The following is an 18,866-nucleotide window of genomic DNA, read 5'->3' as shown; positions in this document are numbered from 1 at the left end:
CCCGGGCTACCTCCGCCGCCGGTCCGGCCAGTCGCCGGGGGTCCACCCGCCTCAGTCCCCGGGCGGCCGGGAGCCGACGAAGTCCTCGCCCCCGTCCACGCGGATCGTGTTCCCCGTCATCCACCCGGTTTCCGGCCGGGCGAGCGCGACCATGCAGCGCGCCACGTCCTCCGGGGTTCCGAGTCGGCCGTGCGGGTTCTGGGCCGCGGCTTCGGCGATCATGTGCTCCGCGCCGGGGATCTTCCGGAGCGCGGGCGTATCCGTCACGCCGGCCCGGATCGCGTTGACGGTGATGCCCTTCGTCGCGAGTTCGAGCGCGAGTTGGCGGCAGTGCGATTCGAGCGCGGCCTTGGCCGCGGAGACGGCCCCGTAGGAGGGGATCACGCGGTCGCCGCCGGAGGAGGTCATGGCGAAGATCCGGCCGCCCTCGCCCATCAGGTCGCGCTCCAGCAGCCCCTGGGTCCAGTAGACGAGCGTATGGGCCATGACGTCGAGCGTCATGTTCATCTGCTCGGGACTCATCCCGGGAGCGCCGCCGGGCACGAAGGGGCGCAGCGTTCCGAAGGCCAGGGAGTGCAGCAGCACGCGAACGGAGCCCGGCGCCGCGTTCTCGGCGATTTCGTCCAGGACCCTGTCGCGCTTCTTCGCGGAGGCCGCGTTCACGTTGAAGAAGCTCGCGCGCCGCCCGCGCGCTTCGATCGACTCCCGGATCCCCCCCACGTGCGCGAGTCCCGCGCGCCGGTCCAGGTGCACGCCGTAGATGTCGTAACCCGCTTCGGCGAACTCCAGCGCAGCCGCTTCGCCAAAGCCGCTCGAGGCGCCGAGAATCAACGCGCCAGGCGCGGAATCCGTCACTCGCGTCCCTCCGTTTCCGTGCGTCTCAAGGCCATCCCTTCCGCCTCCGTCACCCCGCGGAAGTTGGAGCGCACAGCATAGCCGCCCGCCCCCCCGGTCGCACGGTCGAGCCCCTGCCGGCACCGCCCGCGAAACCCCCAACGGCGAAGCATCCGGCAGGCGCGCCGCGCATCGGCGGCAATCCATATTTTTTGAAAAAAAACATGCGCACGCCGGTTGATCCGAACCGCCGTCCTAGCCCGTTCATCTCCGCATGTAACGGGCAAAAACACGGCACGGGAGCCGCGCGGCGACGAAGTGGAGCAGCGGCACAATCCACACATGATCGTGAGTTTTGGACGATCATTCAACAGTCACGTAACACACGATAAAACAGCCTGTTACGAGCTCATTACACAACCCTCCGATCCGGGAGCGGATGGGTCGTCCGCTTGCAGGAGCGGGAGCGTCGATCCTATCCTCATGGCGCGACGGGAAAAGCACGGTCCCCGATAGCCACGGACCTCCGGGGTCCGTTCCGATACAAAGCGCGAAACCCTCGAATTTCTTGCGAGTGTGTCCTTGACCATGATGGCATCATCCGACTGTCGCCTCGTCAACGTCGCCGTGGATCTTCCGAAGGAGCTTGCTGCGGATGTGGAGGCCGTGCGCCAGCGAGATCCGGAGTTCCTCGAGCGAGCCATACAGTACGTTCTGGCCCGCCGCATCATCTTCGAAGAACTCAGAACCCCCGCTCCGAGACACCGCTGAGAGAGGCGGCCGGCGAGCGCGCGCGAGCGCGGGCCCGGTCGCGGAGTGCGGTCCCCGCCAAAGTCTTGTCGGCCCGTCCCGCGGGCTGCCAGCCGTTGACGCCCGTCCCCCCCGGGGCTAAATCGCGCAGGGAGTTGGTGAGCGGGGAGGTGAGGGGTTGGCCAGCGAATGCGAGCCGAGTATAGCCGTGTCTTCCGATACGGAGCGTCCAGCGCCCCGTCGGGATGCCGAGAAAGGATCGGAGTCCGACGAAGGCGTACTGCGAGCCAAATACGCCGACTACTGCTCCGCTCAACTCACCGAAGTATTCCTCTCCCTGTCCGAAGAGCGCATCTACGAGATCGTGGAGGAGGAAGCCCGGGCGCAGGCCTTCGACCAGGAGCGCCTGGGGTTCCAGACGATGGTCCGGCTCGCGACCAAGCGGCTGCGGGAGAGCGTGCCGCTTCCCGACTTCGAGACCTGGTGCCGCGATTACGAAGCCGCCCCTGAAGAGTACGACGAATACCTGATGGGCCTGTGGCGGCAGCGTTCCGAGGAGGGGGAGGCCCCGGAGACCGATTGAATGGCGGAAGAAGGACGCCCCCAATTGCGGATGTGGGATGAAGCAGGCCAGGAGACGGCCATCGGCAGTCTCGACGACGGAGAACGCCGGTGGCAGATCGTGGTCATCGCCGAACCGGTCGCCGACGACCTCGTGCGCGGCTGGCTCTCCTTCAGGCTCGACGACGAGAAGTACGATACGGCTCCGGTGATCATGGAAGAAACGGTGGAGCTCGTCATCGAGCGGGCCGTCGAACTTCCTGAGCCCATGTTGCAACAGCTGTTCGGTTCGGCTCGGCGGTGACCCCGGCGGGTTCGCCCGCTGACGCCGGCGCAGGCCGGCTCTGGCTCCTCGTGGCCGTCCAGGCGGCGGCGCTCTGGGCGATGGCCTGGGGTGGGTCCGGCACGCCGTGGCCGGCGATTCCGCTGTGGGTCGTGGCGTTCGCGGCCCATCTCGGAGCGGTGGGTTATGCTGCCGCACCGCACCGGGCGGCATCGATCCGCCGGCACGCATGGACCGCCGGGATCGCCCTTCGGGCGGGGGTCTTCCCCGCGGCACCGACCCTTTCCGAGGACATCTACCGCTACATCTGGGACGGCTGGGTTCAGTCCAACGGAGTGAATCCCTACGCGCATCCCCCCTCGGCATCCGCGCTCGAAGAGCTGCGAACCGCATGGTGGCCGCTCATCAATCACGCGGACGTCCCCACGATCTATCCGCCGGGGGCTCAGATCGTGTTCGCGCTCCTGGCCGCGGCCGGCCCCGCGTGGTGGATCTTCAAGCTGGGGTGGCTCGCGGCCGATCTGCTCGTGGCGCGGCTCATCGACCGGCTTTCGTCGGGCCGGAGCGTGGTCCCGCTCGTGCTCTGGCTCTGGTCGCCGCTCGTCATCGTCGAAGTGGCGTGGAGCGGGCACCTGGATCCGCTCGGCGTCGCGCCCATGCTGGGCGCCGTCGTGCTGGCCGGCAACGCGGCGGTCCCGGCGTGGCGGTCCGGAGCCCTCCTGGGGCTCGGCGGGGCGGTGAAGTTCGCCCCCCTCGCCGCGCTCCCGGCGCTCTTCCGGCTGCGCGGCGCCGGGGCGCTCGCCGCCGGTTTCCTCGTGCCCCTTCTGCTCTATCTGCCCTACATCGGCGCGGGGCCGGCCCTCTTCGACGGCCTGCGGACCTACGCGGACATCTGGACGTTCAACGGCGGCCTCTACACGGTGCTCGAGCGGCTGCCGGGGCATCCGGATCTCGCGAAATGGATCGGCGCGTCGATCGTCGGCGCCATCGCGTGGCGCGCCGCGCTCCGCCGCTGGCCGCTGGAGCGCGCCCTCCTGTGGACGATCGGAGCCGCCCTCCTCCTCTCTCCGACCCTCCACCCCTGGTACCTGCTCTGGGTGCTCCCCTTCGCCTGTCTCTCGGTGAATCGCGGGTGGCTCCTGTTCAGCGGGACCGTGTTCCTCGCCTATGCCGGGAGGGACGCCTACATCGCCACGGGGGCGTGGCCGGAACCCGCGTGGCTGGTCTGGCTGATCCACGGGCCGCCGCTGGCCCTCCTGGCCTGGGACGGCCTGGGCGGCCGGGACGGCTTACGCGGCCGGCGTCAGGGAAGGTCTCCGCAGGGACTCGTGCGTCGTGAGCGCGTAACCCGCGGCGAAGAGCGCGGTGAAGGGGAGGACGGCGGGTGATCCGGCGAGCGCCGTGTTCACGACGGCGCCGGCGAGCGCGGCGGCGAGCACGAGGCGCAGAAGCGCCGGCGCGCCCGAGAGCCGGGCGCGATACGCCACGACGGGGTGGAAGCCGCGTTTCGGCGTGCGGGCGAAGGGGGTCCGGGTCCCCAGGCAGGCCCGTGCCACGGCGAAGGTGAGGGGCACGCCGAGCCCCAGCCCGAGGAGCAGGGCTTCGACGATGCGGCGTCCGAGCCGTCCCCGCGCGCGGATCCACCCGGCGGAGCCGTAGAAGAGCACGAACGGGACCGTGGCGAGGAGCACGGCGGCGACGTGAACGGCGGTGGGGAGACCGAAGCCGGTCGCCGTCGCCCACCCGGCCCCCGCAAGCGCCGCCGCCATCGTGAGCGTCAGCGGATGGACGACGTGTCCCGCGAGATGGGCGGTCGCCTCGAACTTGATCGCCGCCGGAACGGGAGCGCGCCAGATCCGCGGCAGGAGCTTCTTCGCGCTCTGGATTCCGCCCTGCGTCCACCGGCTCTGCTGGATCTCCACCGCGCGCAGACTCGCGGGCAGCTCGGCGGGAACCCGGACGTCGTCCCGGTACACGAACCGCCAGCCCGCGAGCTGGGCGCGGTAGCTGAGGTCGACGTCCTCGGTCAGGGTGTCGCTCTGCCAGCCTCCGGCCGCCTGTACGCACGCCTTGCGCCACATTCCGCCGGAACCGTTGAAGTTGAAGTAGAGGCCGGCCCGGTATCGCGCTTCGTGCTCGATCGCGAAGTGCGCGTCGAGGAAGAGCGCCTGAGCTCGCGTCAGCCAGCTCGCGTCGGGCGACAGGTGGTCCCAGGCTGCCTGCACGGCCCCCACGCCGGGGTCCGCGAAGGGAGGGAGCAGATTCCGAATCAGCTCCGGGGGCGGAACGAAGTCCGCGTCCAGGACGAGCAGGAAGTCGCCGCGGGCGAGGGATACGCCGTGAGCGAGCGCGCCGGCCTTGAACCCCTCGCGGGATCCCCGCCGCACGTGGCGGATGTCGATCCCGCGCGCCCGCCACTCGCGCACCCGCCGCGCCGCGATCGCCACCGTCTCGTCGTCCGAGTCGTCGAGCAGCTGGATTTCGAGGCGGTCTGCGGGATAGCGCAGGCGGCAGGCCGCGTCGATGAGCCGTTCGACGACGTTCGCTTCGTTGAAGACCGGCAGCTGTACCGTGACGACCGGGAGCCGGCCGGGCCAAGCGGGTGCCTCCGCCCTGGCGGGCCGGCGCACCCGCAGCCACAGCAGACGCAGCCGGTGCGCCCCGAAGGGGGCGAGGAAGGCGAGGAGCGCCAGGTACCCCAGTTGTCCGAACTCGCTCATTGCCAATCCGCGTCCGGCACGCGCCGGCCCCCGACCGCATCGGCGCGGAAGTCGAGCCGGTCGAGGGCGATGGTCCCGTCGCTCATGACGAACAGGACGTCCTGGTACTGGCCGATGTCGTCGAGCGGGTTCCGGTCGAGGACGAGGAGGTCCGCCTCGAAACCCGGGGCCACCCGCCCCGTCCGGTCTCCGATTCCGAGCAACTCCGCGGCGACCGTGGTCGCGGCCCGGATCGCCTCGATCTCGCTCATTCCGATTCCGACGAATTCGATGAGTTCGTGGCTCATCCGAAGGACGCTCTCGGACCCGTAACCCGTGTCGGTGGCCGCGACGACCGGCACGCCGAGCGCGTGGGCGGCCGCCGCCGTCTCCCGGACCCGCGGCAGCATGTGTCGTCCGCGGACCTGGAGCACCGGGTCGTCGTAGTCGCCGCCGGGGACGGTGAGATCCGATACGACGGCGATCGTCGGCACCAGGTAGGTGCCCCGCTCCCGCATGAGGCGGAGCGTTTCGTCGCGCAGGTACGTCCCGTGCTCGATGCTCCGCACGCCCGCCGCGACTGCGGCCCGGCCGCCGCGGTCTCCGTGCGCGTGCGCGGCCACCGGGACGCCGCCCCCCTCCGCTTCGGCCACGAGCGCCGACAGCTCGGCCTCCGTGAAGAACGGCTTGCGGGGGTCGGTTTCCGGCAGGCCCGCGCGTTCGGTCGCGTTGACCTTGACGAAATCCACGCCGCGATCGAGCATCGCGCGCGCCACGCGTCCCATGGCCTCGGGGCCGCGCACATCGCGTCCGAGGAGATCGCCGAGCCCCGGCTCATCGAGGAAGAGTCCCTCCGCCGGGCGGGGCCGCACATGGTAGCCCGCGGCGAGGATCTCCGGCCCCTCCAGGCCCCCGCGCCGGAAGAGTTCCCGCAGGCCGACATCGGCGAAGAATCCCGCCCCCATGCTGCGCGCCGTCGTGACTCCGGAGCGCAGCGCCCGGCGGGCCGCCTCGAGCGTCCCGATGTGGACGTGCGCGTCGATCAGGCCCGGCACGAGGAAGCGGCCGCCGAGGTCGATCGCCCGCGCCGCGGCGGGTGCCCCGCCCCCTTCCTCCACCGAGACGATGACCCCGTCCCGCACGACGACCGTCGCGTTCAAGAGGACGCCGGAGGTCCCCGGATCGATCACCGAGGCGCCGGTAAAGGCGATCGTCTCGCTCTGGCCCGCCGACGGCGCCGGGACGGCCAGACCGACGAGCAGGACGCCCGCGCAGCGAGCGGGTCGGAAGCGTCGGAACGCGGCCGGCGCTGAAGTGATGGAAGACATTCGAACCTCCGGCATCTTGATCGTGATGTACCAAGATGCCTCCGGCCGGGGGGCGGCGGTAGAAGCGGACCGGGATGGGGCGCGCCGCCACCGATTCGGGTACGTTGGAGGATGCGGCATACGACGCCACCCCTGCCACGCGAGACCGCCGACAGTCGGGAACCGCTCCCGTTCCCGCTGCGCGTCGCCGCCATCGATGTGGGGTCGAACGCGTTCCGCTTCATCGCGGCCGAGTTCAGCGACCCGAACCGTTACATCGAACTCGCGTCGGAGCGGGTTCCGGTCCGGCTGGGACATTCGGCCTTCCTCACCGGCGAACTGTCGCCTTCCGCCATCGACCGGACCGTCGAGGGGTTCCGGCGCTTCCGGGAGGAGATCGACCGCCTGGGCATCGAGCATGTGCGCGCCGTGGCCACGAGCGCGGTTCGGGAGAGCCGCAACGGCGCGGATCTCGTCCGCCGCGTCGAGGAGGAGGCGGGGATCCGGCTCGACCTCATCTCCGGCACGGATGAGGCGCGGTTCGTGTGGATGTCCGCGAAGCAGCGGATCGACTTCGGCGATTTGAAGTGGATGCTCGTGGATCTCGGCGGCGGGAGCGTGGAAGTCTCGCTGGCGGACCGGTCCGGGATCATGTGGAGCGAGTCGCACCGGATGGGATCGGTTCGGCTGCTCGAGGAACTCAAGGGGGCGGACGACGCCCCCGCGCACTTCGCGAATCTGCTCGCGGAGTACGCGGCCACCCTCCGCATTCCGCACGCGAGCAAGCACTGGACGCCGGTCCAGCTCATCGCCACCGGCGGCAATATCGAGGAACTCGCCCGCCTCGCGGGCCACCGCGCACCCCGCGGGACGCGCCGCATCGCGCGGGCGGAACTCGCCATGGCGATCGAGGAGTTCTCCCACCTCTCCTACAGCCAGCGCATCGGACGGCTGGGTCTGCGGGAGGATCGGGCCGATGTGATTCTCCCCGCCGCGATCGTGTACGACCGCGTCGCCGAACTCGCGGGAGCCGAGCAGATTCTCGTCCCCGGGGTCGGGGTGAAGGAGGGAGTGCTCTTCGACCTCGTCGATGAGCTGACGAGCGGGGCCGGTTTCGGGCGGCTGGAGCGGATCGTCCACGAGGGGGCGCTCACGCTCGGGCGCAGGTACCTCTTCGACGAGGATCACGGAAGACACGTCGCGTCGCTGGCCGTCTCCCTGTTCGATCAGCTCGCCGACGTCCACGGCCTCGAACCGCGCGACCGGCGGATCCTGCTCGCCGGAGCGATGCTGCACGACATCGGGCAGCACATCTCCTACGCGAAACACCACAAGCACTCGCTCTACCTGATCCATCACAGCGAGATACCGGGGATCGCGCCGAACGAACTCCCTCTCGTCGCCCTCGTCGCGCGCTACCACCGGCGCGCCGAACCGCGCCGCGGCCACTACCTCTACCGCGATCTGACCTCTCCGGATCGCCGGCGGGTGGAGAGGCTCGCCGCCCTCCTCCGCATCGCGGACTCCCTCGACCGCGAGCACCTCCAGCGCGTGCACAGCGTCGAGGCGCGGGTGCACGAACACCGGCTCGAACTGCGTCTCGAGCGCAGGGGACGCCTGCTCCTCGAGCAGTGGGCGCTGCGCAAGAAGGGGAAGCTCTTCGCCCGCATCTTCGGCCTCGAACCGTACGTCACGTTCGACCTCTCCTCCGACTGAGGCATCCACGCCGAGACGTCCGGAACGAGCGGGAAAGGCGGCGCCGGGCTTATATTACGGGCCCTGCGTCCGCAAATGGCTGGCGAGGCGACCAGGAGAGAGGGGCCGGGAGAGCCGCATGTCATCGGAGTCGAACGAGATTTCGCGCCGCCCGTGGGTCCACCACGGGAGCCGCCGTCCGGGCGGGAGTCCGGGCGGAGTTTCTCCGACGGCGGCGTCCCGCTCCGCGGCCGTGAACCCCGCCCCGACGCGCGAGGCGCCGCCTCCGGCCGAGACCGCGCCGCCGCCCGCCGAGACCGCGCCGGCTCCGGAGCGCGAGACCGACTCCGCTCCCCGTCCGCCGGGTCCGGAGTTCGGCCACCGCGTGAATGGCGTCCCGGTCCTCCCGAGGGCCGTAGCGCCAAACCCCGTTCCCGACGGCGCGAAGCCGAGCGACCCGTCGCTCTACTTCAACGCGGAACTCAGCTGGCTGGATTTCAACTGGCGCGTGCTCTACCAGGCCATGGACGAGCGGACCCCGCTGCTGGAGCGGCTCCGTTTCCTCGCCATCACGGAGAACAACCTCGACGAATTCGTGATGAAGCAGGTCGGCGGCCTCAAGCGCGTGCTCGGCGCGGGCGTCGTGAAGCCATCGCTGGACGGCCTGGGGCCCGCCGAACAACTCGACCTCGTGCGGGAGGGCGTCCGCACCATGCGTACCCGGCTGGCCGAGGTGTGGGAGGACGACCTCCGGCCGCGCCTCGCGGCGGAACTCGACATCGCCGTGCGCGACTTCGAGGACCTGAACGACGAGGAACGCGAGCAGGTGCGTCGCGTGTTCGCGGATAGAATTTACCCGGTCCTAACGCCCCTGGCCGTCGATCCTGGACACCCGTTCCCCTTCCTCTCCAACATGAGCCTCTCGCTCGCCCTGATGCTCGAGCACCCGGAACGCCGGACCCGCCACTTCGCCCGGGTGAAGATCCCCACCGCGCTGCGCTGGGTCGAACTCCCGGAGAGCGGGCACGTGGTCCCCGTCGAGCAGGTCGTGCGGCACTTCGCGGGCGAACTCTTCCGCGGGATGAAGATCGAGAGCGCTTCCCTCTTCCGCGTCACCCGCAACGCGGACGTGGCCCGGGACGAAGAGGTGGCGGACGACCTCCTGCAGATGATCTCGGAGGAGATCCGCGAGCGGCGCTTTGCGCGCGTCGTTCGTCTGGAGGTGGAGCCGGGCATGCCCGACGACGTGCGACAGTTCCTCGTTCGCCAACTCAAGCTGGATGAGGAAGACCTGTACGAGATCCCGGGACTGCTCGAGATGTCGGGCTTCTGGCAGATCGCCGCCGAGGGCCCCTGGGAGCACCGCCACGAACCCTGGGAGGCGATGATCCCGCCCCGCCTGATCCGCGAAGGCGAGACGGAGGACCGTCCCGACATCTTCACGGTGATCCGGGCGGGCGACCTCATGGTGCACCACCCGTACGAGTCCTTCACCGCGACGGTGCAGCAGTTCATCGAAGAGGCCGCCGCGGACCCCGCGGTCGTGGCCATCAAGCAGACACTCTACCGGACGGCGGAGCACTCGCGGATCATCGCTGCGCTGGTGCGGGCGGCCGAGGCGGGCAAGGCGGTCGCCGTGCTCGTGGAGGTCACGGCCCGCTTCGACGAGGCCGACAACATGGAGTGGGCTTCCGTGCTGGAGGAGGCCGGTGTCAACGTCACGTACGGGCTCGTCGGGCTGAAGACGCACGCGAAGGTCGCGCTCGTCGTCCGCGAGGAAGGGGACGAGATCCGCACCTACTGCCACATCGGCACCGGCAACTACAACTCCGAGACGGCACAGATCTACGCGGACATCGGGATCCTCACGGCGCGTCCGGAGATCGGGCGCGATGCGGTGAACCTGTTCCACTACCTGACCGGATACGCCCCCGACCAGCAGTACGAGGAACTCGTCGTCGCCCCCCGCGACCTGCGACGGGCCCTCACCGCCCGGATCGAGCGCGAGATCTCGCATGTCGAGGCCGGCCGGCAGGGCCGCATGATCATGAAGCTGAACGGTCTCGACGATCCGAAGATGATCCGCGCCCTCTACGCGGCGTCCGCCGCCGGGGTGAAGGTCGACCTCATCGTCCGCGGCCAGTGCCGGCTCCGCCCCGGGATCCCCGGCTTCAGCGAGAACATTCGCGTGCGGAGCATCGTCGGACGGTTCCTGGAGCACGACCGGATCTTCTGGTGGGGAAACGACGGGGATCCCGAGGTGTGGATCGGGAGCGCGGACTGGCGCCGCCGAAACCTCGACGACCGCGTCGAAGTGCTGCTGCCCGTCCGCGACAAGCGGATCCGGAAGCGCCTTCGCAAGACGCTGCGCTTCGCCCTTCGCGACAATCAGCGAGCCTGGGAACTGCGGCCGACCGGAGAGTACGTGCTGTGCGAGCCGGAGCCGGGCGAGCGCCCCATCGACTACCAGAGCCGGATGTTGAAGGCGGTCCGGAAACGCCGCCGCAAGGTGGACGACCACTGGAGCGCCTCGCACTGACGGGCGGACGGCGGCGACGGGGAGGCGCCCGCGGCCCGCTAAGCGGGGTCCGGCGAGCCCTCCTGGTGCCGGATCGTGATTCCCTGGACCATGTAGACGACGTCTTCCCCGATGTTCGTCGCGAGGTCGCCGATCCGCTCGAGGTTGCGGCCGATGAGGATGACCTGCAGGCACCCGGAGAGGTTGTATTCCGGCATATGGGTGATCATCACCCGGCTCAGCGAGTCCTGGAGCTGATCCAGCCGGTCGTCCCGCGCGATCACGGAGCGTGCGGCGTTCGCGTTCCGGTGGACGAACGCGTCGAGCGCATCGCGCAGCATCGCCCTGGCCATGCGGCTCATCTCGTCGAGTTCGGGCGGGACCGGCACCTTCTTCTCGGCCTTCGCCAGCCGTTCCGCCGCTTCGGCGATGTTGACCGCATGGTCGCCGATCCGCTCGAGGTCGTTGTTGATCTTGAGGACGGTGACGAGCACGCGCAGGTCGCTCGCCACCGGGTGATGGAGCGCGAGGATCTCCACCGTGGATTCCTCGACCTCCACTTCGGCCCGGTCGATGGCGTCGTCCGCCGCCCGGATCGGTTCCGCATCCACCGCGGGCTGGCCCACGAGCGCCATCGCGCGCCGCACCAACTCCTCGATATCGTGCGCCATCTGGTGCAGCGTCCGCGTGACGTCGCTGACCCGGTCGTCGAATTGCCTGAAGGACATCGATCGCCGCCGGTCCGTCAGCCCCGCCGGCCCGTGATGTAGGCCTCGGTTCGCTCGTCCTCGGGATTGGTGAACAAGCGCTGCGTCTCCTTGTACTCGACGAGTTCGCCCATGTAGAGGAAGGCCGTGTCGTCGCTGATGCGCGCGGCCTGCTGCATGTTATGGGTCACGATCACGATCGTGTAGCCTCCGCGCAGTTCTCCGATGAGGTCCTCCATGCGGCCGGTCGCGATCGGGTCGAGCGCGCTCGCCGGTTCGTCCATGAGAAGAACCTCCGGTTCCACGGCCAGCGCCCTCGCGATGCAGAGCCGCTGCTGCTGTCCGGCCGAGAGCCCGAGGGCGTCCGCGTCGAGACGGTGGCTCACCTCGTCCCAGAGCGCGGCCGCGCGGAGCGATGCCTCCACCCGGTCGCCGATGTCATCCTGGAACCCGTTGATCCGCAGGCCGAACGCGATGTTCTCGAATATCGACTTCGGGAACGGGTTCGGCTTCTGGAACACCATCCCGATGGCGCGCCGGACGTCGGCCGGCTCGACACCGGGTGCATAGAGGTCCCGGCCGCGGAAGAGGACCTGGCCGGTGACGCGGGCCGTCGGCACGAGGTCGTTCATCCGGTTGAAGCAGCGCAGGAGCGTGCTCTTGCCGCAGCCCGAGGGCCCGATGAAGGCGACTACCCGCCGTTTCGGAATCGTGAGCGAGATGTCCTCGATCACCCGCGTCTCGCCGTAGCGAACGCCGAGCCCGACGGTCTCGAGGACCGCTTCCGGAGCCACCGTCACCTCTCGAATCGGTTACGAATCAGAATCGCGGCCGCGTTCATCATGAGCAGCACGCCCAGCAGTACCACAATGGCCCCTGCCGCCAGCGCATGGAACTCCCCGCGCGGATCCGTGGTCCAGTTGAAGATCTGGATCGGCAGGGCCGTGAAGGGATCCATGGGCGAGAGCGGGTCGAAGGCGATGAACGTCAGCGCCCCGATGATGAGCAGCGGGGCGGTCTCTCCCCCCGCCCGCGAGAGACCGAGGATGGTGCCGGAGAGGATGCCGGGCATGGCCGCGGGGAGCACGTGGTGGCGGATGGCCTGCCAGCGCGTGGCGCCGAGCGCGTAGGCGGCTTCCCGCAGCGAGTCCGGAACGGCGCGGATCGCCTCCCGGGCGGCGATGTTCACGATCGGCAGCACGAGCAGCGACAGCGTCGCCGCTCCCGCGAGCAGGCTCCGTTCGAGCGCCAGGAAGCGGACGAACACGGCGAGTCCGAGGATGCCGTACACGATGGAGGGCACGCTGGCGAGGTTCGCGATGTTCATCTTCAGGAGAGTCGTGAAGCGGTTCGTCGGGGCGTACTCCTCGAGGTACAGCGCAGCGCCGACGCCGAGCGGGAAGGACATCACGGCGACGAGCGCGAGCATCCACGCGCTCCCGAGGATCGCGGAGCGGATGCCGGCCCGCTCCGGGAAGCGGGACGGGTAGCTGGTCAGGAACTCGAAGGAGAGCGCCGGGAGTCCGTCCGCCGCGAGGCTCACGAGGAGGACGACGAGGGACGCGACCCCGAAGGCCACCGCGAGGCGGCAGAGCCACATGAACCGGACCCCGGCCCGGCGGCGGGCCTCGAGGCGCGGGTCGAACCGGCCACCGCGGGGCGCCCGGGGGCTCACCGGAAGCTCTCCCGGAAACGGGTCGTCATGCGCTGGCTCAGCAGGTTGAGGACCAGCGTGATGAGGAATAGAAGGAGGCCGACGGCGAACAGCGTCCGGTACTCGATCGACCCGGAGGGCGCGTCGCCCAGGCTCACCTGCACGATGTAGGCCGTCATCGTCTGAACGCTCTGGAGGAGGTCCAGCGTCATCCCCGGCGTCGCGCCGGCGGCCAGCGTCACGACGATCGTTTCGGCGATGGCGCGCGAGATCGCGAGGATGAAGCTGGCGGCGATGCCGGGCAGACCCGCCGGCACCACGATCCGGGTCGCCACCTCGAACCGGGTGGCCCCGACGCCGTACGCGGCCTCGCGCAGGGACCCGGGGACCGCGCTCAGCGCGTCCTCGGAAAGGGACGACACCATCGGAAGGATCATGATACCCACGACGATGGCGGCGCTCGCGGCGTTGAAGACCCCGACCCCCGGAAAGAGCGTTCGGAGGACCGGCGTGACGAGGGTCACGGCGAAATATCCGTAGACGACCGTCGGGATCCCCGCGAGAATCTCGAGCGCCGGCTTCACGGTCCGCTTCGTCCGGAGCGACGCGAACTCGCTCAGGTAGATGGCCGTCGCGAGCCCGGTCGGAAGCGCGATCAGCGCTGCGCCGGCCGCGACGAGAAGGGTTCCGTTGACGAGCGGGAGGATGCCGAACGACCGCGGCACGAGGTCCGGAGACCATCGCGTCCCCGCGAGGAACTCGACGGGGGATACCTCGGCGAAGAAACCCAGCGATTCGGTGAGCAGCACGACGACGATCCCGACCGTCGCCAGGATCGAGAGCGCTTCGGAGCCGAAGAGGAGCGCCCCGATCAGGCGCTCGCCGACCCTGGTGTGACGGCTAACCGATCCGGGCTCGGATTTCCGCATAGGCGTCCGGCTCGAGCGGTATGTATCCCGTCTCCGGGATCAGGGTCGCCGCCTGTTCGAGGTAGAAGTGCACGAACGCGCGGACCTCCGGCCGGTCGAGCGCGTCGCGCCGAATGTAGATGTACATCGGTCGAGCGAGCGGCGTATACGTGCCGTTCAGGATCGTTTCGCGGGACGGCGCGACGCAACCGTCGCCCCCGTCGACTTCGAGGGCGCGCAGCTGCTCCTGGTTGTCCTCGAAGTACGCGTAGCCGAAGTAGCCGAGCGCGCCGGGGTCGCCGCTCACCCCCCCGACGAGCATGTTGTCGTCTGCGCTGGCGGTGTAGTCGCTCCGGCTCGCGCCCGCCTCGCCGACCACGGCGGCCGTGAAGTAGTCGAAGGTGCCGGAATCGGTGTCGGGGCCGTACAGCTTCAGTTCCTCATCCGGCCAGTCCGGGCGGAGTTGGCTCCATCGCTCGATCCCGGACCCGGGCATCCATACGCGCCGGAGTTCAGCCACGCTGACACAGGCGACCCAGTCGTTGGAGGGGTGCACGACCAGCGTGAGGCCGTCCCGGGCGATCTGGAGTTCGACCGGTTCGATGCCCTCCGCCCGGCAGGACGCCGCCTCGGCTTCGTCGATCTGCCGCGAAGCGTTCGTGATGTCCGTCTCGCCATTGCAGAACCGCTGGAACCCGCCGCCCGTGCCGGAGACGCCGACGGACACGCGGACCGCGCGCCCGCCGGCGATCTGGAACTCCTCGGCCATCGCTTGGCTGATCGGAAACACGGTGCTCGAGCCATCAATCTCGATGAGTTCCGATGAGGCTCCGGCGCTTCCGCCGGCGCCGCAGCCCCAGCCTGAGAGGACCGCCAGCACCCGCAGCGCGCCAACGCTCGGCGCTGACGCACGGTCTTGCCACGGGCTGCTAGGCCGGGACATCGAACGTCTCCTCGTCCGGGATCTGCGCCGCGACGGGAAGGGTGAACCACACGGTCGTGCCGCGGCCGAGCGCGCTGTCGATGCCGACCTCGCCCCCGTGCGCCTCGACGAAGTGCTTGACGATCGCGAGTCCGAGTCCGGTGCCCCCGCGGGCGCGCGAACGCGCCGGATCGACCCGGTAAAACCGCTCGAACACGCGCTCCACGTGCACCGACGGGATTCCCGGCCCCCGGTCCGTGACCTCGACGCGCTGGAACTCCCCGTCGGACCGGATCCGCACGGCGATGTTCGGGTCGTCATCGCTGTAGCGCGCCGCGTTGTCCAGGAGGTTGCGCAACACCTGCCGAATCGCGTCCGGGTCGACGTACGCGGGCTCCCGCGGGCCGGAGACGTCCAGCGTCACCTCCTCTCCGCGCACCCGCGGCGAGAGCGTCTCCCAGACCTCCAGGGCGACGGCCCCCACGGACACCGGCTGCGGCTCCGGACTCCAACTGCCGGACTCCAGCAGCGAGAGGTCGAGGAGGTCCTCCACCAAGTGCCGCATGCGCGTCGCGTTGACGAGGATGCGCCGGGCGAAATCGCGCGCGTGGCTGGAGTCGAGTCCACCCTCCGAGAGCGCCTCCGCGAACCCGACGACGCTCGTCAGCGGGGTCTTGAGTTCGTGGGACACGTTCGCGACGAAATCGCGCCGGACCCCTTCGAGACGCCGCATCACCGTGAGATCGTGCAGCACGATGACCGCGCCCGAGCGGTGGGGACGGGTCGACATCAACACGGTATGCTCGCCGAGTTCGACCTCGACAGTGGTGGATTCGCCCTGCCGCGCGGCGCTCACCGCCTGGGCGATGCGGGGCGACCGGAACAGCGTCCCTATGCGAACGCCCGGCGAGACGGCGCGTCCCGCCCAGCGTTCGAACGCCGCGTTGCAGAGGCTCACGAGCCCGTCCCGGTCGATGAAGGCGAGCCCGTCCTCCAGCTCGTCGAACAGGATCCGGAGATCGCTGGATTCCCGTTCGGAATGGGCCACGCGGTCCCGCACCCGGTCGGCCATGCGGTCGATCGCCCGGTTCAGGGAACTGATCGGGCCCGAACCCGTCGGGCCGATGGAAGGATCGAGATCGCCGGAAGCGATGCGGTCCACGGTCTCCCGCGCCTGGTCGACTTCCGCCTCGATCCGGCGGGCCGCGAGCCGGGTGGCGGGCCACAGCAGGATCAGAATGCCGCCGAGAACGGCCGACTCGACCACTACGCCTCTCGTGTCGAGCCGGAACACGAACCAGGCGGCGATATACGCCACGAAGAGCACCGCCCCCGCGGCGAGGAAAAAGCGGTTCGCGAGTCTCACCTTGCGCGGACTACTTGTCGAGTGCCCGGAACCGGTAGCCGATCCCTCGAACCGTCTCGATCAGCGGGGCGGCGCCCCCGAGCTTCGTGCGCAGGCGGGCGACGTGCATGTCGACCGTGCGCGTCTCGATCGCCGCGTTCGTATCCCAGACGGCCTGGAGCAGTTGGCGGCGACTCTGCACCCGTCCCCGCCGCTCCAGCAGAACTTCGAGCAACCGGTACTCCAGCGGTGTCAGGTCGACCTCGGCGCCGTCCGAGAAGGCCCGATGCGCCTCGCGGTCGAGTTCCACCGGACCCACGGCAATCCTCCGCGAAGCGGAAACGGGTTCCGCCTTCGCGCGCCGCAGCAGCGCCTCGACGCGGAGCGTGAGTTCGCGTGCGCTGAACGGCTTCGTGATGTAGTCGTCGGCCCCGACCTCGAATCCCCTGACCCTCTCGTCCTCTGCCCGCCTCGCCGTGAGCAGGATGACGGGTATCGCGCTCGTGCGGTCAGCCCGCCTGAGCCGCTGCAGCACCTCGTATCCGTCCATGCCCGGCAGCATGAGATCGAGGATGATGAGGTCTGGGCGCTCGGCGTCCGCCATGGTCAGCGCCCCCTGACCGTTCACGGCCGTGGTCACCCGGTATCCTTCGCGACTCAGGTGATACACGAGTACGCTGAGGATATCCGGCTCGTCATCCACTACCAGGATCCGTGCGTCCGCCATCTTCACCATGCGCTAACCTGGCTCATGGCTGCCGTCGGAATCGTAACGTTTTTGTAACCATATCGTAAACATCCGCGCGGCGTGACGCGTTTCCCGGCAACCGGTTGTGACAAACTCGTGACGCTTCCCGTCCGGGGGCGTTACCCGACCCGCCTATCCTCTCCCCATGACAAGTCCGTCAGTAGTCCACCGGTCTCAGGTACCATTCCCCGATCGCGGTCGGCGAGAGCATCGCGACCGTCGGCAGGTGGCGTTTCCAGTGCGTGCTTTCGAGTCGCCGGGCGACGAGTTCGACCTTCGTTCTCTCGAACCCCGCTTCGACGAGATCATCCGCCCCGCGTCCGGAAGTGAGGTGGTGGAGGATGAGGTCGGCTTCGGGGTACGTGGCGCCAAGGTCGTCCTCATCCGTCTGCCCCTGGATCAGATCCGCCGTCGCCGGCTTGTCGACCACCTCGACGGGAACGCCGATGGCCCGCGCGAGCGCCCATACCTGGCTCTTGAACAGGTCTCCGAGCGGGTTCACCGGCGGGGAGTCGTCCGCGTGCCAGGTATAGTAGCCGAGGAGACGCTCGGATTTGTTTCCGGTACCGACGGGGAGGGCGGAGAGCTTGAAGGCCTGGTCGAAGAGGACGATCATGCGCTGGCGCGCTGCCACATTGCCCCTCCGGTGTCCGCCCGCCTCGGGCTCGAATTCGTCGAGATAGCCGTCCACGGCCCGCGTGATATCGATCGTGCGCGTCGGAATCCCGAATTTCCCCGCCACGAGGAGCGCGTGCTCGCGGCTCCGGGGGCTCGAGGTCCGGTAGGGCAACAGGAGGGCGAGCACTGCTTCGGGACCGAGAGCCTCCACGCACAGCGCAGCGGTGAGGGCGGAATCCACCCCTCCCGACAACCCGACCACGACGCGGCGGAAACCGCGCCGACGCTCGATCTCCTCTCGAAGGAACTGGACGAGCCAATCCCGCACGAGGTCCGTATCGATGTCGAGCGGGCCCCGGTCGGCGGGGTGTGGAGCGCGGGCCTCCGCGGTGCCCGCCGGCGGCCAGGCGCCGGTCATTCGCCGTCGGGAGCCGGCCGGCGCACGCCGGATCCCGGACTGTTCACGAGAAGACGGGTCCAGGACCGTTCGAGGTCCGAAAAAAGCGGCTCTTCGGTGCGGGCGCGGGCGGCCTCGTCGAGGTCGACCCGCACGGGCAGCACCGCTTCCTCCCAAAGCGGCCCCGCGAGGAGCCGGTGTCCGCGCGGGTCGTAGGCCGCGGACCCGCCGGCGAATCCCTTGCCCCCTTCGAACCCGACCAGCTGGGACACGATGACGAACACCCCATGCTCGGCGGCGATCCCGCTCGCGAGGGCGTCCCAGCGGACGAGGTTGCCGGGCACTCCGGCCCCGGGGGCGGCCCCCCGCGCCGGCGAGGCGCTGAGAATGAGGATGATCGACGCCCCGTCGAGCGCGGCGAGCGTGCCGGAGACCGAGTGAAAACCGTCTTCGCAGATCAGCAGCGCAGTGCGTCCCGGCGGCGCGTCGAACGCCCGGATTCCGGCCCCCGCCTCGACGAACCGCTCTTCCTGGAAGACGCCGTAGGTGGCGAGGAACACCTTGCGGTGGACGTGAAGGATCCCGCCGCCGGGCCCCAGCGTCGCGTACAGGGCCGAGTTGTAGATGCCCGCCGCGTCCCGCTCGTAAAAGCCGATCGCGACATCGAGACCGTCCGCATCTTCGCCGACGCGCGCGTTGAGGGCCTCGAACAGTTCCGGGGCCGCGATGGCCTGTTCGCGAACTCCGCCCTCCAGGAAATAGCCGGTGAGCGCGGTCTCCGGGAACACGATCAGGCGCGGCCGCCGTTCCGCTCCGGCCGCGCGCCGGATGAGCCCCGCGCAGCCGTCCAGCGTCGCGTCGAAGTTGCCCTTGGAGGGCCGGAACTGGGCGATCGCGATATCGAGCGGCATGCGCGTTCC

18 protein-coding genes are annotated in these 18,866 nt (G+C 69.6%); 6 read left to right on the top strand and 12 right to left on the bottom strand.

From position 1 onward, the window contains the following. Positions 1-51: 51 nt before the first annotated feature. Positions 52-855 carry an SDR family oxidoreductase gene (locus tag RN729_RS05750; RefSeq protein WP_310782722.1) on the bottom strand — a complete coding sequence of 268 codons (804 nt, stop codon included), beginning with the start codon at positions 853-855 and terminating at the stop codon, positions 52-54. 561 nt (positions 856-1,416) lie between these two features. Between RN729_RS05750 and RN729_RS05745 the strand changes: the two genes are divergently transcribed. The 4 genes from RN729_RS05745 (at position 1,417) to RN729_RS05730 (ending at position 3,816) form a co-directional block, all read left to right on the top strand. Continuing rightward, on the top strand, positions 1,417-1,605 hold the full coding sequence (locus tag RN729_RS05745; RefSeq protein WP_310782721.1) for a hypothetical protein: 189 nt from the start codon (positions 1,417-1,419) through the stop codon (positions 1,603-1,605). Positions 1,606-1,792: 187 nt separating this feature from the next. Next, positions 1,793-2,167 (top strand): hypothetical protein, encoded by a 375-nt coding sequence (locus RN729_RS05740; protein ID WP_310782720.1) that lies wholly within the window; start codon positions 1,793-1,795, stop codon positions 2,165-2,167. Beyond that, positions 2,168-2,449: a hypothetical protein gene (locus RN729_RS05735; protein WP_310782719.1), complete on the top strand. Its 282-nt coding sequence runs from the start codon at positions 2,168-2,170 to the stop codon at positions 2,447-2,449. Beyond that, positions 2,446-3,816 carry a glycosyltransferase 87 family protein gene (locus tag RN729_RS05730; RefSeq protein ID WP_310782718.1) on the top strand — a complete coding sequence of 457 codons (1,371 nt, stop codon included), beginning with the start codon at positions 2,446-2,448 and terminating at the stop codon, positions 3,814-3,816. Before RN729_RS05735 ends, RN729_RS05730 begins: the two co-directional genes overlap by 4 nt. Here RN729_RS05730 and RN729_RS05725 read toward each other — a convergent pair. After that, positions 3,718-5,148, bottom strand: a complete 1,431-nt coding sequence (locus RN729_RS05725; protein ID WP_310782717.1) for a glycosyltransferase — start codon at positions 5,146-5,148, stop codon at positions 3,718-3,720. The two genes, RN729_RS05730 and RN729_RS05725, sit on opposite strands and share 99 nt — an antisense overlap. After that, complete coding sequence (locus RN729_RS05720; protein ID WP_310782716.1) at positions 5,145-6,455, bottom strand: amidohydrolase family protein; 1,311 nt, start codon at positions 6,453-6,455, stop codon at positions 5,145-5,147. The genes RN729_RS05725 and RN729_RS05720 overlap by 4 nt, the downstream gene beginning before the upstream one ends. Positions 6,456-6,566: 111 nt before the next feature. Here RN729_RS05720 and RN729_RS05715 point away from each other — a divergent pair, with 111 nt between their 5' ends. Beyond that, the gene (locus RN729_RS05715) at positions 6,567-8,150 is read left to right on the top strand and encodes a Ppx/GppA phosphatase family protein (RefSeq protein WP_310782715.1); all 1,584 of its coding nucleotides are present in this window, start codon (positions 6,567-6,569) and stop codon (positions 8,148-8,150) included. Positions 8,151-8,268: 118 nt separating this feature from the next. Further along, the gene (ppk1, locus tag RN729_RS05710; protein ID WP_310782714.1) at positions 8,269-10,668 is read left to right on the top strand and encodes a polyphosphate kinase 1; all 2,400 of its coding nucleotides are present in this window, start codon (positions 8,269-8,271) and stop codon (positions 10,666-10,668) included. A gap of 38 nt (positions 10,669-10,706) precedes the next feature. On the opposite strand, the gene phoU is transcribed toward ppk1, so the two are convergent. From phoU to RN729_RS05665, 9 genes are all read right to left on the bottom strand, one after another. Beyond that, positions 10,707-11,375 carry a phosphate signaling complex protein PhoU gene (gene phoU, locus RN729_RS05705; protein WP_310782713.1) on the bottom strand — a complete coding sequence of 223 codons (669 nt, stop codon included), beginning with the start codon at positions 11,373-11,375 and terminating at the stop codon, positions 10,707-10,709. 17 nt (positions 11,376-11,392) lie between these two features. Further along, positions 11,393-12,148, bottom strand: a complete 756-nt coding sequence (gene pstB / locus RN729_RS05700) for a phosphate ABC transporter ATP-binding protein PstB (RefSeq protein WP_310782712.1) — start codon at positions 12,146-12,148, stop codon at positions 11,393-11,395. A 2-nt stretch (positions 12,149-12,150) separates the two neighbouring features. Then, the gene (gene pstA, locus RN729_RS05695; protein ID WP_310782711.1) at positions 12,151-13,029 is read right to left on the bottom strand and encodes a phosphate ABC transporter permease PstA; all 879 of its coding nucleotides are present in this window, start codon (positions 13,027-13,029) and stop codon (positions 12,151-12,153) included. Then, complete coding sequence (gene pstC, locus RN729_RS05690; RefSeq protein ID WP_310782710.1) at positions 13,026-13,937, bottom strand: phosphate ABC transporter permease subunit PstC; 912 nt, start codon at positions 13,935-13,937, stop codon at positions 13,026-13,028. Before pstC ends, pstA begins: the two co-directional genes overlap by 4 nt. Further along, positions 13,909-14,859: a PstS family phosphate ABC transporter substrate-binding protein gene (locus RN729_RS05685; RefSeq protein WP_310782709.1), complete on the bottom strand. Its 951-nt coding sequence runs from the start codon at positions 14,857-14,859 to the stop codon at positions 13,909-13,911. Before RN729_RS05685 ends, pstC begins: the two co-directional genes overlap by 29 nt. After that, positions 14,846-16,204 (bottom strand): ATP-binding protein, encoded by a 1,359-nt coding sequence (locus RN729_RS05680; protein ID WP_310782708.1) that lies wholly within the window; start codon positions 16,202-16,204, stop codon positions 14,846-14,848. Before RN729_RS05680 ends, RN729_RS05685 begins: the two co-directional genes overlap by 14 nt. 10 nt (positions 16,205-16,214) lie before the next feature. Next, positions 16,215-16,919, bottom strand: a complete 705-nt coding sequence (locus tag RN729_RS05675) for a response regulator (protein ID WP_310782707.1) — start codon at positions 16,917-16,919, stop codon at positions 16,215-16,217. Positions 16,920-17,088: 169 nt separating this feature from the next. After that, positions 17,089-17,967 carry an NAD+ synthase gene (locus RN729_RS05670; RefSeq protein WP_310782706.1) on the bottom strand — a complete coding sequence of 293 codons (879 nt, stop codon included), beginning with the start codon at positions 17,965-17,967 and terminating at the stop codon, positions 17,089-17,091. Continuing rightward, positions 17,964-18,857, bottom strand: coding sequence for a nitrilase-related carbon-nitrogen hydrolase (locus RN729_RS05665; protein ID WP_310782705.1), 894 nt, complete (start codon positions 18,855-18,857; stop codon positions 17,964-17,966). The genes RN729_RS05670 and RN729_RS05665 overlap by 4 nt, the downstream gene beginning before the upstream one ends. Between the last annotated feature and the right edge of the window lie 9 nt (positions 18,858-18,866).

The organism is Candidatus Palauibacter polyketidifaciens (genome assembly GCF_947581785.1).
In the GTDB taxonomy this organism is placed as follows: domain Bacteria; phylum Gemmatimonadota; class Gemmatimonadetes; order Palauibacterales; family Palauibacteraceae; genus Palauibacter; species Palauibacter polyketidifaciens.
Note: the sequence above shows the minus strand (reverse complement) of the source record. Positions and strands in the feature narration are given on the sequence as shown.

Bases quoted from the DNA above. Each gene is read 5' to 3' on its own strand.
- phoU (WP_310782713.1), bottom strand. From the start codon at position 11,375: ATGTCCTTCAGGCAATTCGACGACCGGGTCAGCGACGTCACGCGGACG.
- RN729_RS05725 (WP_310782717.1), bottom strand. From the start codon at position 5,148: ATGAGCGAGTTCGGACAACTGGGGTACCTGGCGCTCCTCGCCTTCCTC.
- RN729_RS05685 (WP_310782709.1), bottom strand. From the start codon at position 14,859: ATGTCCCGGCCTAGCAGCCCGTGGCAAGACCGTGCGTCAGCGCCGAGC.
- ppk1 (WP_310782714.1), top strand. From the start codon at position 8,269: ATGTCATCGGAGTCGAACGAGATTTCGCGCCGCCCGTGGGTCCACCAC.
- pstC (WP_310782710.1), bottom strand. From the start codon at position 13,937: ATGCGGAAATCCGAGCCCGGATCGGTTAGCCGTCACACCAGGGTCGGC.
- RN729_RS05735 (WP_310782719.1), top strand. From the start codon at position 2,168: ATGGCGGAAGAAGGACGCCCCCAATTGCGGATGTGGGATGAAGCAGGC.
- RN729_RS05715 (WP_310782715.1), top strand. From the start codon at position 6,567: ATGCGGCATACGACGCCACCCCTGCCACGCGAGACCGCCGACAGTCGG.
- RN729_RS05665 (WP_310782705.1), bottom strand. From the start codon at position 18,857: ATGCCGCTCGATATCGCGATCGCCCAGTTCCGGCCCTCCAAGGGCAAC.
- RN729_RS05720 (WP_310782716.1), bottom strand. From the start codon at position 6,455: ATGTCTTCCATCACTTCAGCGCCGGCCGCGTTCCGACGCTTCCGACCC.
- RN729_RS05675 (WP_310782707.1), bottom strand. From the start codon at position 16,919: ATGGTGAAGATGGCGGACGCACGGATCCTGGTAGTGGATGACGAGCCG.
- RN729_RS05670 (WP_310782706.1), bottom strand. From the start codon at position 17,967: ATGACCGGCGCCTGGCCGCCGGCGGGCACCGCGGAGGCCCGCGCTCCA.